Source organism: Mesorhizobium sp. M6A.T.Cr.TU.017.01.1.1, assembly GCF_004023115.1.
GTDB classification, from domain to species: Bacteria; Pseudomonadota; Alphaproteobacteria; order Rhizobiales; family Rhizobiaceae; genus Mesorhizobium; species Mesorhizobium mediterraneum.
This window is the reverse complement of the sequence record NZ_RZTA01000009.1, coordinates 84893-97903: the sequence shown is the minus strand read 5'-3', so window position 1 is coordinate 97903 and position 13011 is coordinate 84893. Positions and strand designations below refer to the sequence as shown.

Here is a 13011-nt window from a genome sequence, read left to right as displayed (position 1 = left end):
CCCGCAATGTCGCCACCGCGCACCAGCTATCACGAAAAATCCGCGCCGGCTCGGTCTGGGTGAACACCTACCACGCCATCGATCCGGCCGTGCCGTTCGGCGGCTACAAGATGAGCGGCTACGGCCGCGAGGGCGGCGTCGAGCACCTCGACGAGTATCTCAACACCAAGGGCGTGTTCATCAAGATCGACTGAACAGTCCGCCGAATAGGCCCTGAAACGAAAAACCCGCCTCGGCGGCGGGTCATCGGTGCGAATCAGCATTACAGCTAAATTAGTAGCATGACTGCAGGAACAAAGCAAGAACAAAACATGCGGGGATCAAGCGTGCATCGCGCGCTTGATCCCTTGAGGCGGGGTTAGATGACGAACAGCCAGTTGGCGAGGAGCATCACCACGACGCCGGCGATCAGCGTCAGGTAGGGTAGGATGCCCGCCTTTCTGACGGCGAGATCGGACGACGTCATGCCGAGATCAGCCAGCATGTGGTCGGGGAATTTGCCCTTGTCCTGGACGTAATGCCGGAAGCAGAACACTGGGATGATGAGGGCAGCCGTGATCAGCCCTGCCCACAGCGCCATCGGGTTCCAGATCTTTGCACCGGCGCCCATGAAGATCATGTTGACATAGGCAAGGACGGCGCCGAGGCCAAGCAGCCAGCTCGGTGCCCTCCACGGTCGCGCGATATGGCCGTTGTCGATGCGGTGGATCCATCCGGCATTGAGGTTGAGGAAGTTGAAGATGATGTATCCGCAATTCGACACGGCGAGGATGAAGAAGAAGCTGGTTGCGTCGGCCGAAGCGATGGCCAGCACGAACAGATTGAAGATCAGGTCGGTCCACATCGCCCGGGTTGGGGCGCCATGCTCGTTGACGTGGCTGAGATAGCGCGGCAGCCAGCCATCGACCGAGCCCTGGTAGAGCGTGCGCGAGGAACCGGCCATCGCCGTCATGATGCACAGCACCAGCGCCAGGATCATCAGCATCACCAGCAGGCTATGGATGAGCTGTCCGCCGCCGACCATGCCGGCCAAGGCATCGGCAACACCGGAGCCATCGACGATCGGGGTCGCCAGCATGCCGTTCAAGCCGAGCACGCCCTGGAAGGTGAACGGCACCAGGATGAACAGCAGCATGCACAGCAGGCCGGAATAGAAGATCGCCTTGAAGGTGTCGGTGCCGGGATTCTTGAACTCGGACGTGTAGCAGACGGCTGTCTCGAAACCGTAGGTCGACCAGGCGGCGATGAACATGCCGCCGAGAACGAGCGTCCAGCCAGCGATGTTCCACGCCCCGGGCTCCGGCGCGTAAGCGGCCGCCAGCGGCACCAGTGGCGAAAAATTCGCCCAGTCGATCTGGCCGGTGACGATCGGCACGACGCCGACGATCAGCATCGGGATGATGACGAACAGGCCGATGTATTTCTGCACGTTGGCCGTGCCCAGGATGCCGCGATGCTGGATGGAGAAGATGATCAGCATCAGCACCGCGCCGATGAAGAAGGTGGCGTTGAAGGTGAAGGAAACCGGACCCAGCGTGTGACCGTAGAGCGTCCAGTTGCGGATCGCCGGTGTGGCGGCCGCGGTCACCGCCGCGATGGCGTCGGCGGCACTCGTTCCGGCATTAGCCGCGATATAGGCAAGGACTTCCGGCGAGGTGTCGGTAAACAGCGGCACCGGCGCCAGCGCGTTGAGGATGTAGGCGGCAGCGATCGAGCAGCCGAGCGACAGCACCGGCGACCAGGCGAACCAGTTGCACCACACCGAAAGCGGCGCGATGAATTTGGAATAACGCAGCCAGGCGGTGGCGCCATAGATCGAGGCGCCGCCGGACTTGTTCGGAAACAGGCCGGCGATTTCCGCATAGGTGAACGATTGCAGGAAGCCCATGATCATGGACACGGTCCAGATTAGGAAGGCCAGCTTCCCGGTCGTGCCGGCAATGCCGCCGATCGAAAACAGCACAAGGGCGGGAACGCCGCTTGCCACCCAGAAGGCACCGCGCCAATCGATGTTCCGGTGCAACTTCCCTTCGGCAGCCGGCACCAAGGCAGAGACTATCGTGCTCATTTACGTGAATTCCCCATTTTTGATGTTCCCCATCGGCGACGGCCGACACCTCGCGATGCGTCACCGACGCACGCGTTGAACGACCTCAGGCGTTTTCCGCTCAGTAGTATTTTTTTCTTGGCAGTGAAGATTGATCGGTCACGCTTTCACGTCAAGCGTTTTGTGAAACTGTGCACATCGCAGATGTGGAACACGCAAGCTTCTCGGCATGCTGCACGACGGTGCGGCCTTTCCTTCTCCCCCTTGTGGGAGAAGGTGGCCGAGCGAAGCTCGGTCAAGATGAGGGGTGTTCCAGCTTGGCACCGATAGCGCTCTGGCCAACACCCCTCTTCCGTCTCGGCGCTGCGCGCCGATCCACCTTCTCCCACAGGGGGAGAAGGCAAGGGGTGCTGCCGTCAGGAACGCGGTCTGATCTTTTGTGGGTCGTAATGGGCGAAGGCGACGACCCGCGCCGGCAGCCGCTTGCTGTGGCCGTCGAGCTTGCCGATCTCGACCCCGGTGCCGATGGCGGCATGGGTGACATCGAGCCTGGCCAGCGCGATGTTCTTGTTCAGCACCGGCGAACGCGTGCTCGAGGTGACCTCGCCGATCCGGGCGCGGCCGACATGGACGCAATCGCCATGGCCGACCGCGACATTGGCGTCGATGTCGAGGCCGACCAGCTTCTTCTGCGGGTTTTCCTTGCGCCGGATCAGCGCCTCGCGGCCGATGAAATCGTCGGCCTTGGTCTTCAGCGGCACGGTGAAGCCGATGCCGGCCTCGAACGGATCGATCTGGTCGGAAAATTCATAGCCGGCAAAGATCAGCCCGGCCTCGATGCGCACCATGTCGAGCGCCTGCAGTCCCATCGGCTTCAGGCCGTGCGGCCGGCCGGCCTCCCAAATGGCGTCGAACACCTTTTCGGCATCGCGCGGATGGCACCAGATCTCGTAGCCGAGTTCGCCGGTGTAGCCGGTGCGCGAGACGACGACCGGAATGCCATTGTCACCGCCGATCCGCGCGACGGCGAAACGGAACCATTCGAGTTCCTCTATCGATGGCTGCAGCGGCGAGGTCCAGATGATCTCCTTGAGGATGTCGCGGCTCTTCGGCCCTTGCACCGCGACATTGTGCATCTGGTCGGTGGACGAGCGCACCAGCACGTTGAGGCCGAGGCTCATTGCCGTCTCGCGCAGCCATTCGCCGGAAAGATCGTCGCCGCCGACCCAGCGGAAATTATCCTTGCCGAGCCTGAGCAGCGTGCCATCGTCGATCATGCCGCCATGTTCGTAGCACATGGCGGAATAGACGACCTGGCCGACGCCGAGCTTCTTGACGTCGCGGGTCAGCGTGTATTGCAGCAGCGCTTCGGAATCCGGGCCGGTGACCTCGAATTTGCGCAGCGGCGACAGGTCCATGATCACGGCATCTTGTCGGCAGGCCCAGTACTCGTCGATAGGGCCTTGCCTAGCGAAGGAGTTGGCCAGCCAATAGCCCCTGTACTCGACGAAGTTGCGGGTGTGCTTGGCAAAGCTCGAATGAAATGATGTCTCGCGGGTCATTTTCGGTTCCGAATCGGGCGTCATGCGTCTGGCGATCGCTCGCGAGAATTTGTGCTGGCCGGAATAGGTCCGCACATGGATGTCGGTCAGGTTCCAGCCATTGGCCGGCGTCGTGTCGTCGGGACAGGCGGACGAGACGCAGGCGATGTCGGTCAAGGCGCGCAGCAGCACATAGTCGCCCGGCCGCGACCACGGCTCGTCCGACACCATGACGCCATGCGCGTCGATCGCCGTGTTGAAGAAGAAGTTGATCGCCATCCAGCCGGCCCGGGGGCTCACGCCCTTGTCCGACAGCGCGCGGTTGAAATTCTCCGAGCAGTTGGGGTGGCCGGGGTAGCCGATGTCGTCGTAATATTTGGCGGCGCAAGCGAGCGCAAACGCATCGTGCCGGCCGCATGTGTCCTGCACCACCTCGACCAGCGGCTCCATGTCCTGGTCGTAATATTTCGAGTGCAGGCCGGGCATCGGATAGCTCGAGCCCATCAGCGTGCGGGTGGTCGTCACGTCGAGCGGATGGTCGCGTCCCTTGTCCAGCTTGCGCGCCGAAAAGCACTGGAAGTCCGTGCATTGGCGCCCGTCGACATCGATGATCTGCAGATAGTCGCCGGCCTTGACGAAGTAGGATTCCGCGGTCGCCGAATGGACGCGCAGATCGAGCACCGGATCGGCGAGCGGATCGCCCAATTGCGACTTCGCCGCCGGACGGATCGTGGCGCGGCGGACGATGACGCTAAGCGGCGTCGCCGTGTCATGGCCGTCGACCAGCATCGGACCACCCGGGGCGGCAATGAGCATCGAGCCGTCGCGGGCGACGGTAAAACCCTGTTCGGTGCCGGCAGGGGTGGCGCCGCCGAAGACGCGGACCGCCTTCGCCTGATCAAGCTGCACCTGGCGTCGCTCCAGCCCCCGGCGCAAGGAAGCGAGGCTGTCGTCGCCGTCGGCCAGCAGCGCCTTGATGCCGGCGGCATTGCTGTTCGATTTCTCGCCTAGAATGGTGGGGTCGGTCGCGCCGCTCTTGTCCCATGCCAGCAGCTCGCAAGCCTGCCCGCCTTCGACGTTGCGCACGCTGATCGTGTCGCCGGCCTCGACGTCGATGAGCACCGCGCCATTGCCTTGGACGGAATAGCGCTCCATGCCGGCCGGCAACGCGATCTGGCCGGGCCGCAGGATCAGGCTCGGCCGGGGCGGTCCGGCTGCGACGGCGGGGTAGGGCGACTGGCTCATCTCGACCCTGTGTCTTGAGAAACAAGTTTGCCTGTGTGTGAAATTATTTTAGCAGCAAGAATAGGCGGCAAGGCCGGATTTGGCAAGGTGAAGGTGGCACGCCTGCTCTTCCTTCTCCCCCTGTGGGAGAAGGTGGCCGAGCGAAGCTCGGTCGGATGAGGGGTGCTCCAGCTAGGCATTGCCGCACTCCGTCCAACACCCCTCATCCGTCTTGGCGCTACGCGCCAATCCACCTTCTCCCACAGGGGGAGAAGGGAAGAGGCAGGCGCTACCCCAATTCCTCCGAATGCCTGATGTCGACGCCATACTCGGCGGCCGCGTCGAGCATCGTGTGCCACAGGCTTTCGGCGAAGGTTGCAAAAACCAGAAGGTTGAACACCGCCTGCCCATCTGGCCGGTCATTGCCGCGCCAGAGATTGACACTGGTATGATCGATCGATGTCGCGGCAGCGGCGTCGATCGAAAATGCCGCCGGGTGCAGATCGATCGACGACAGCTTGGCCAGCATGGCGCGCGCCTTGGCTCCCGAAACACTGATCAGGGCGCGCGCATGCGACTGGTCGGACAGCGAAGCCGATTGCGAAAACGCCTGGCTCAAAATGTCCGTCGTGTGCTTGCCGCCCTTCGACAGAACGAAGAACTGATCCGGTCCCGACCAGATGAGCGTCACGTCCGAAGCGCAGACCACCTTCGGCACATCCGGAGCCGCCATGCCGAAACGGGCTTTGGCGGTGCGTGCCAGTTCCGCCCCTTTGCCGCGTCGCGCCATCACCTGGATCAGGTCGAAATTGCGGATCTCGGTGAGCGAAATGCCCGGTTCGACGTCACGCGCGCCATAGGCGCCCACGACAAGCGCGTGCTCCAACGGACTGCGGGAAACCCAGGAAAATTCAGCCACGCTGGCGCCCTCCATCCGGATCGTAGAAGACGGGATTGCACAGCTCGACGTCATAGTCTTCGCCGCGCAGCGGGTCATGCGCATGGACGATCTCGCCGATCCGCTCGCGGCCGCGCTCGACAAGCGCCAGCCCGATCCACTGGTCGAGCGTCGGCGAGAAGCAGACCGAGGTGACATAGCCCTGGTCGTTGGCGGAACCCGGTATCTCGCCCTTCGGAATGATATGCGCGCCGGAGCGCAGGCGGCGCGCTCTGTCCGTCGGCTTGATGCCGACCACGACCTGTCGGTCCTGCGCGACCAGCGCCTCGCGTCCGGCCATGACGCGGCCGATAAAATCCTTCTTGGTCGACATCATCTTGCCGAGCCCGAGGTCAGCGGCGATCGTGGTGCCGTTCAGCTCCGGCCCGGCGACATGGCCCTTTTCGATGCGCATGACGCCGAGCGCCTCGGTGCCATAGGGCGTCACGCCGAATGGCTTTCCGGCCAGCATCAGGTTGCGCACCAGCGCATCGCCGTAGCGGGCCGGAACCGAGATCTCGAATGCCATCTCGCCGGAGAACGAGATGCGGAACAGCCGCGCCTTGATGCCGCCGCGCAGCGCCACTTCCCGCGCGCCCATGAACGGAAAGCCCTCGTTCGACAGATCCTCGGCGGGATCGACGACTTCGCGAAGCAGGTCCCGGGTTTTCGGCCCGGCAATCGAGAATTGCGCCCACTGGTCGGACACCGACGTCAATTGCACGTCGAGTTCAGGAAACAGCACCTGCCGGCAGAATTCGAGATGCTGCATCACCGGGCCGGCCTTGGCGGTGGTGGTGGTCAGGAAATAATGATCCTCGGCCAACCGCGACGTGGTGCCGTCGTCATAGACCATGCCGTCCTCGCGCAGCATCAGCCCGTAGCGCGCTTTTCCCACAGCCAGACTGGAGAAGGTGTTGATATAGACGCGGTCGAGGAAGGCGCCGGCATCCGGCCCGTGCACATCGATCTTGCCGAGCGTCGAGACATCGCAGAAGCCGACGGCAGAGCGCACCGCCTTGACCTCGCGGGTGACCGATTCCAGCCAGTCCTTCTCGCCGGCGCGCGGATACCATTGCGCGCGCTTCCACAGGCCGGTGTCGACGAACACCGCGCCCTGTTCGGCTGCCCAGTGGTGCGACGGCGTCAGTCTTGTCGCATGGAAGTTCTCGTCGCGATGATGGCCGGCAAAGGCGCCGATGGCGACCGGCACATAGGGCGGACGGTAAATCGTCGTGCCGGTCTCGGGGATGGATCTGCCTGACACCGCCGCCATGATGGCGAGGCCGGCGACATTCGAGGTCTTGCCCTGGTCGGTGGCCATGCCGAGCGTCGTATAGCGTTTCAGATGCTCGACCGATTCAAAGCCTTCGCGCTGCGCCAGTTCGATGTCGGAAGCGGTGACGTCATGCTGGTAGTCGACAAAGGCCTTGCCTTTACCGGCGACATGCCAGAGCGGGGTCAGCGAAAAAGCCTCGTCGTCGGCGACGGGCGGCGTGCCGGCATTGCCCCTGTGTCCGGCGCTCTGTGCCGCAGCCGCACCGGCGGCAAAGCCTTGGCGCAGGCACGCACCAAGGCCGAAGGCTCCGTTGGCGGCACCGGCGGCCACCATGCCAGGTGGGGCGCTGTCCGGCACGAAGGCCGATATATCATCCTGCCATTTCGGCCGGCCGCGATGATAGGACGTCAGCCCGACCGCCGGATTCCAGCCGCCGGAAACGGCAAGCCCGTCGGCTTCGACCTCGGCGCGCGCACCGCCGGTCAGCGATACCGAGATTTTCCTGACGCCGTCCTTGCCGCCTTCGACACCAGCGACCGAACCGTTCAACACGGGAAACTCGGCCTTGGCGGCAAGCGCGCGATGCGCAGCCGACACATCCGGGCGCGCGTCGACGACCGCTGCGATCTGCAATCCGGCGCCAAGCGCGGTCTCGACAGTCCGCCAGCCATCCTCATTGTTGGTGAACAGCGCGATCCTCTTCGCAGGGGTTGCCGCATAGCGCTCGACATAGGTCCGCATTGCCGAAGCCATCATCACGCCGGGCGTGTCGTTGCCGGCAAAGACGATCGGCCGTTCGATGGCGCCGGCGGCAACAATCGAGCGCTTTGCCACGATCCGCCACAGCCGCTGGCGCACCTGATGCTCCGGCGGGGAGGGCAGATGATCGTTGACCCGCTCGATCGCGCCATAAGTGCCGCCATCATAGACGCCGAACAGTGTCGTGCGGCTCATGATGCGGACATCGGGCAGCGTCGTGAGCTCGGCCAGCGTGCGGGAGATCCATTCGGCCGCCGTCATGCCGTCGATCGTGCCGCCATCGGCAAGCAGGCGGCCGCCAAGCGCAAAATCTTCCTCGCAGAGGATGACGCGGGCGCCGCTGCGCCCGGCGGCAAGCGCTGCCGCCAGCCCGGCCGGGCCGGAACCGGCGATCAGAACGTCGCAATACGCCCAGGCCTTGTCGTAATGGTCGGGATCGGCGACGCCAGCTGCGCGGCCAAGACCGGCGGCGCGGCGGATTGCCGGCTCGTAGATCGCTTCCCAGAATTTTGCCGGCCACATGAAGGTCTTGTAGTAGAAGCCGGCAACGAAGATCGGCGCGAACAGCTGGTTCACCGCCATCAGATCGTGCCGCAGCGACGGCCAGCGGTTCTGGCTGGCTGCTTCGAGACCGTCATAAAGCTCGGCTGTGGTCGCCTTGGTGTTTGGCTCGCGCCGCGCCCCCGTTCGCAGCTCGACCAGCGCATTGGGCTCTTCTGAGCCTGCGGTCAGGATGCCGCGCGGCCGGTGGTATTTGAACGAGCGGCCGACCAGCTTGACGCCATTGGCGATCAGGGCCGAGGCAAGCGTGTCGCCCTCGAAGCCGGCAAAGGTTTTGCCGTCGAAGCGAAAATTCAGCGGTGCCGAACGATCGATAAGGCCGCCGCTCTCCAGCCGGTGTGTCTGTGCGCGGCTAACCATCAGGCGCCAACCTTGGCGGCACCGACGCCCGCCGCCGGCTCGACCGACGAAATCTCGTGTGTCAGCGTGTTGCGGGTGATCTTCAGCCAGGCCCGGCAGCCGCCGCCATGATACCAATGCTCGGTCGTCTCGCCGGCAATGTTGTCGCGCAGATAGACGTAGTCGAAGACGTCGTCCTCCGAGGCGCCGGCCGCCGGACGCACCGGCTTGGCGTCGCCCAGATAGGTGAACTCGCCGAGTTCGCGTTCGCCGCAGAAGGGACAGACAATACGCATGTTTTCTGGAAAGTCCTCAGTGCAGGTTCGGTTGGGCGCCGACGCCCTTTTCATCGATCATCGCGCCGCGCCGGAACCGGTCGAGGCGGAAACGGGCCGCCTCCTTGTGCAATTCGTCGCGGGCCAGAAGATGAGCAAAGACAAGACCGGAGCCGGGCGTCGCCTTGAAGCCGCCATAGCACCAGCCGGCGTTGAGATAGAGCCCGTCCACCGGCGTCTTGTCGATGATCGGCGAGCCGTCCATCGACATGTCCATGATGCCACCCCATTGCCGCAACAGGCGCACGCGACCGATCATCGGCATCAGCGCCATGCCGCCCTCGCACACGTCTTCCATGACTGGCATGTTGCCGCGCTGGGCATAGGAATTGTAGCCGTCGATGTCCCCGCCGAAGACCAGCCCGCCCTTGTCGGACTGGCTGACGTAGAAATGGCCGGCGCCGAAGGTCATGACGTTGGGGATCAGCGGCTTGATCGCCTCGGAAACGAAGGCCTGCAGCACATGGCTTTCGATCGGCAGGCGCAGGCCCGCCATCGCCGCGACGCGCGACGAACTGCCGGCAACGGCCATGCCGACCTTGCCGGCGCCGATCTTGCCGCGTGTCGTCTCGACCCCGGTCAGCTTGCCGTTGGCGTCGCGCGAAAAACCTGTCACCTCACAATTCTGGATGATGTCAACGCCGAGCGCACTCGCCGCATGGGCGTAGCCCCAGACCACGGCGTCGTGGCGCGCCGTGCCGCCACGCCGCTGCAACAGCCCGCCTTGCACGGGAAAGCGCGCATTGTCGAAGTTCAGGAACGGCATCATCTTCTTGACCGCCGCCAAGTCGAGCAATTCGGCATCGATGCCGTTGATGCGCATGGTGTTGCCACGCCGCGCATAGGCGTCGCGCTGCGCGTCTGAATGATAGAGGTTGATGACGCCGCGCTGGCTGACCATGGTGTTGTAGTTGAGGTCCTGCTCCATGCGCTCCCACAGCTTTATCGACAGCTCGTAGAAGCCGGTGTTGCCGGGCAGCCCGTAATTGGAGCGGATGATGGTGGTGTTGCGGCCGGCATTGCCAGAGCCGATCCAGCCCTTTTCCAGCACGGCGACATTCCTGATGCCGTACTCGCTGGCCAGGAACCATGCCGTCGCCAGGCCGTGGCCGCCGCCACCGATGATCACCACGTCGTAGTGATCCTTCGGGCTGGCGTCGCGCCAGGTGCGCTGCCAGGTCTTGTGGCCGGAAAGCGCGGCGCGGGCGAGGGAGAAGATCGAGTATCTCATAAATCTATTCCGAGGTCGCTCGCGCCACGCAGGACCTTTCTTGACGCATCGGATTCATCCGAAAACCGCTTCGGTCCGATGCTCTAGATATCCAGCGTGTGGTCACGCTCCCACTGGGTGAAGTGGGAAGCATAGGAATTCCATTCCTGGTGCTTGAGCTTTAGGTAAGCCGACGAGAATTCCTCACCCAGCGCCGCCTTGAGCGATTTGTCATTGTCGAACTCGCGCAATGCATCGAGCAGGTTGAGCGGCAGCTTCGGCGCGCCCTCCACCGTGTGTCCGAACTGGTACATGTCGATGTCGTAGCGCCTGCCGGGATCGGCCTTCGAGCGGATGCCGTCGAGGCCGGCGGCGATGATGACGGCCTGCAGCAGATAAGGGTTAGCCGCGCCGTCGGGCAGGCGCAGCTCGAAGCGGCCGGGGCCGGGCACGCGCACCATGTGGGTGCGGTTGTTGCCGGTCCAGGTCACCGAGTTGGGCGCCCAGGTCGCGCCCGAAATGGTGCGCGGCGCGTTGATGCGCTTGTAGGAATTGACCGTCGGGTTGGTGATCGCGGCAAGTGCCGAGGCATGCTTCATGATGCCGCCAAGGAAATTCTTGCCCTTCGCCGACAGGCCGAGCTCCATGGCATTGTCGGCAAAGACATTGGTCTTGCCGTCCTTGTCCCACACCGAAATGTGCGCGTGACAGCCATTGCCGGTCAGGCCGGGGAATGGTTTTGGCATGAAGGTGGCGCGCAGGCCGTGCTTTTCGGCAACGGACCTCACCATGAACTTGAAGAAGGAATGCTTGTCGGCGGTCGCCAGCGCATCGTCGAAAGCCCAGTTCATTTCGAACTGGCCGTTAGCGTCCTCATGGTCGTTCTGGTAGGCGCCCCAGCCGAGCGCCAGCATGTAGTCGCAGATCTCGGCGATGACATCGTAGCGGCGCATCACCGCCTGCTGGTCGTAGCAGGGCTTCGACGCCGTGTCGTATTCGTCGGAAATCGTCTTGCCGTCCGGCGAGATCAGGAAGAATTCGGCCTCGACGCCGGTCTTGACATGCATGCCGTCGCCGGCTGCCTCGGCAATCAGCCGCTTCAGCGTGTTGCGCGGCGCCTGGGCGACCGATTTGTCGTCCATGATGCAGTTGGCGGCGACCCAGGCGACCTCCGGCTTCCACGGCAACTGGATAACCGAATCCGGATCCGGCACCGCCAGCATGTCGGGATGCGCCGGCGTCAGGTCGAGCCAGGTGGCAAAGCCGGCAAAGCCGGCACCGTCCTTCTGCATGTCGGCGATGGCCTGCGCCGGTACCAGCTTGGCGCGCTGGCCGCCGAACAGGTCCGTGTAGGATATCATGAAATATTTGACGCCCTTCTCTTTGGCAAAGGCGGCGAGATCGTTCCCCATTATAGTTCCTCGCTTACGGAATTTGTTGTGATGTCTTAGAAGCCGTTCTTCCCCGGTATCCAGTTGGTGCCGGCCAGCGGCACGCCGGCCATGGCGGCGGCTTCGATCGTGAGCGCGACGAGATCCTCGGGCTCGAGATTGTGCAGGCTGTTCTTGCCGCACGCACGGGCAATGGTCTGCGCCTCCAGCGTCATCACCTTCAGGTAATTCGCCAATCGCCGTCCGGCGGCGATCGGATCGACCCGCTTCATCAGGTCGGGGTCCTGCGTGGTGATGCCGGCCGGATCGCGCCCCTCATGCCAGTCGTCATAGGCGCCGGCTGTGGTGCCAAGCTCGTTGTAATCCGCCTCCCAGCGCGGGTCGTTGTCGCCGAGCGCGACAAGTGCTGCCGTGCCGATCGACACCGCGTCGACGCCGAGCGCCAGCGCTTTGGCGACATCGGCGCCGTTGCGGATGCCGCCAGAGACGATCAGCTGCACCTTGCGGTGCATGCCGAGATCCTGCAGCGCCTGCACCGCCGGCCTGATGCAGGCAAGCGTCGGCTGGCCGACATTCTCGATAAACACTTCCTGGGTTGCGGCGGTGCCGCCCTGCATGCCGTCGATGACGACGACATCTGCGCCTGACTTCACTGCAAGGGCTGTATCGTAGTAGGGCCGCGCGCCGCCGACCTTGACGTAGATCGGCTTTTCCCAGTCGGTGATTTCGCGCAGCTCCAGGATCTTGATCTCGAGATCGTCCGGCCCGGTCCAGTCGGGATGACGCGAGGCCGAGCGCTGGTCGATGCCCTTCGGCAGCGTGCGCATTTCGGCGACCCGGTCGGAGATCTTCTGGCCAAGCAGCATGCCGCCGCCGCCGGGCTTGGCGCCCTGGCCGACGACGATCTCGATCGCATCGGCCCGGCGCAAATCGCGCGGGTTCATGCCGTAGCGCGAAGGCAGATATTGATAGACCAGCGTCTGCGAGTGGCCGCGCTCTTCCTCGGTCATGCCGCCGTCGCCGGTGGTCGTCGAGGTGCCGGACAGCGTCGCGCCGCGGCCCAAGGCCTCTTTTGCCGGGCCGGACAGCGACCCGAAACTCATGCCGGCGATGGTGATCGGGATTTTCAGCTCGATCGGCTTCTTGGCATGGCGCGAGCCCAGCACGACACTGGTGTCGCAGCGCTCGCGATAGCCTTCGAGCGGATAACGCGAGATCGAGGCGCCGAGGAACAGCAGGTCGTCGAAATGCGGCAGTTTGCGCTTGGCGCCGGCGCCACGGATGTCATAGATGCCGGTCGCCGCCGCGCGGCGGATCTCGGAGAGCGTATAGTCGTCGAAGGTCGCGGATTTGCGCGGCGTCGTCGGCGGGTTGCGATAGGTCATGCT

Annotated in this window: 9 protein-coding genes; 1 reads left to right on the top strand and 8 read right to left on the bottom strand. The window is 64.0% G+C overall.

Translation table 11 applies throughout. The features are described from left to right. The coding region (locus EOB36_RS04970; RefSeq protein WP_128284429.1) for an aldehyde dehydrogenase family protein at positions 1 to 194 on the top strand (194 nt) is incomplete at its 5' end. Positions 195 to 358: 164 nt separating this feature from the next. Here EOB36_RS04970 and EOB36_RS04965 read toward each other — a convergent pair. The 8 genes from EOB36_RS04965 to EOB36_RS04930 all read right to left on the bottom strand — a co-directional run bounded on the left by EOB36_RS04965 (position 359) and on the right by EOB36_RS04930 (position 13008). Continuing rightward, positions 359 to 2068 (bottom strand): APC family permease, encoded by a 1710-nt coding sequence (locus EOB36_RS04965; protein ID WP_128284428.1) that lies wholly within the window; start codon positions 2066 to 2068, stop codon positions 359 to 361. Positions 2069 to 2463: 395 nt separating this feature from the next. Beyond that, positions 2464 to 4833, bottom strand: a complete 2370-nt coding sequence (locus EOB36_RS04960) for an aminomethyltransferase family protein (RefSeq protein ID WP_128284427.1) — start codon at positions 4831 to 4833, stop codon at positions 2464 to 2466. Positions 4834 to 5101: 268 nt separating this feature from the next. Then, positions 5102 to 5731: a sarcosine oxidase subunit gamma family protein gene (locus EOB36_RS04955; RefSeq protein ID WP_128284426.1), complete on the bottom strand. Its 630-nt coding sequence runs from the start codon at positions 5729 to 5731 to the stop codon at positions 5102 to 5104. Beyond that, complete coding sequence (locus EOB36_RS04950; RefSeq protein ID WP_128284425.1) at positions 5724 to 8708, bottom strand: sarcosine oxidase subunit alpha; 2985 nt, start codon at positions 8706 to 8708, stop codon at positions 5724 to 5726. Before EOB36_RS04950 ends, EOB36_RS04955 begins: the two co-directional genes overlap by 8 nt. Further along, complete coding sequence (locus tag EOB36_RS04945) at positions 8708 to 8983, bottom strand: sarcosine oxidase subunit delta (protein WP_127206127.1); 276 nt, start codon at positions 8981 to 8983, stop codon at positions 8708 to 8710. Before EOB36_RS04945 ends, EOB36_RS04950 begins: the two co-directional genes overlap by 1 nt. A gap of 16 nt (positions 8984 to 8999) precedes the next feature. Continuing rightward, complete coding sequence (locus tag EOB36_RS04940; RefSeq protein ID WP_128284424.1) at positions 9000 to 10253, bottom strand: sarcosine oxidase subunit beta family protein; 1254 nt, start codon at positions 10251 to 10253, stop codon at positions 9000 to 9002. 83 nt (positions 10254 to 10336) lie between these two features. Then, entirely contained in the window at positions 10337 to 11644 is a 1308-nt protein-coding gene (glnT, locus tag EOB36_RS04935; protein WP_128284423.1) for a type III glutamate--ammonia ligase, read from the bottom strand. A 35-nt stretch (positions 11645 to 11679) separates the two neighbouring features. Then, positions 11680 to 13008, bottom strand: a complete 1329-nt coding sequence (locus EOB36_RS04930; RefSeq protein WP_128284422.1) for an FMN-binding glutamate synthase family protein — start codon at positions 13006 to 13008, stop codon at positions 11680 to 11682. Between the last annotated feature and the right edge of the window lie 3 nt (positions 13009 to 13011).

Excerpts from the sequence above, each read along its gene's own strand:
- EOB36_RS04945 (WP_127206127.1), bottom strand. The coding sequence starts at position 8,983 with ATGCGTATTGTCTGTCCCTTCTGCGGCGAACGCGAACTCGGCGAGTTC.
- EOB36_RS04930 (WP_128284422.1), bottom strand. The coding sequence starts at position 13,008 with ATGACCTATCGCAACCCGCCGACGACGCCGCGCAAATCCGCGACCTTC.
- EOB36_RS04940 (WP_128284424.1), bottom strand. The coding sequence starts at position 10,253 with ATGAGATACTCGATCTTCTCCCTCGCCCGCGCCGCGCTTTCCGGCCAC.
- EOB36_RS04965 (WP_128284428.1), bottom strand. The coding sequence starts at position 2,068 with ATGAGCACGATAGTCTCTGCCTTGGTGCCGGCTGCCGAAGGGAAGTTG.
- EOB36_RS04950 (WP_128284425.1), bottom strand. The coding sequence starts at position 8,708 with ATGGTTAGCCGCGCACAGACACACCGGCTGGAGAGCGGCGGCCTTATC.
- glnT (WP_128284423.1), bottom strand. The coding sequence starts at position 11,644 with ATGGGGAACGATCTCGCCGCCTTTGCCAAAGAGAAGGGCGTCAAATAT.
- EOB36_RS04960 (WP_128284427.1), bottom strand. The coding sequence starts at position 4,833 with ATGAGCCAGTCGCCCTACCCCGCCGTCGCAGCCGGACCGCCCCGGCCG.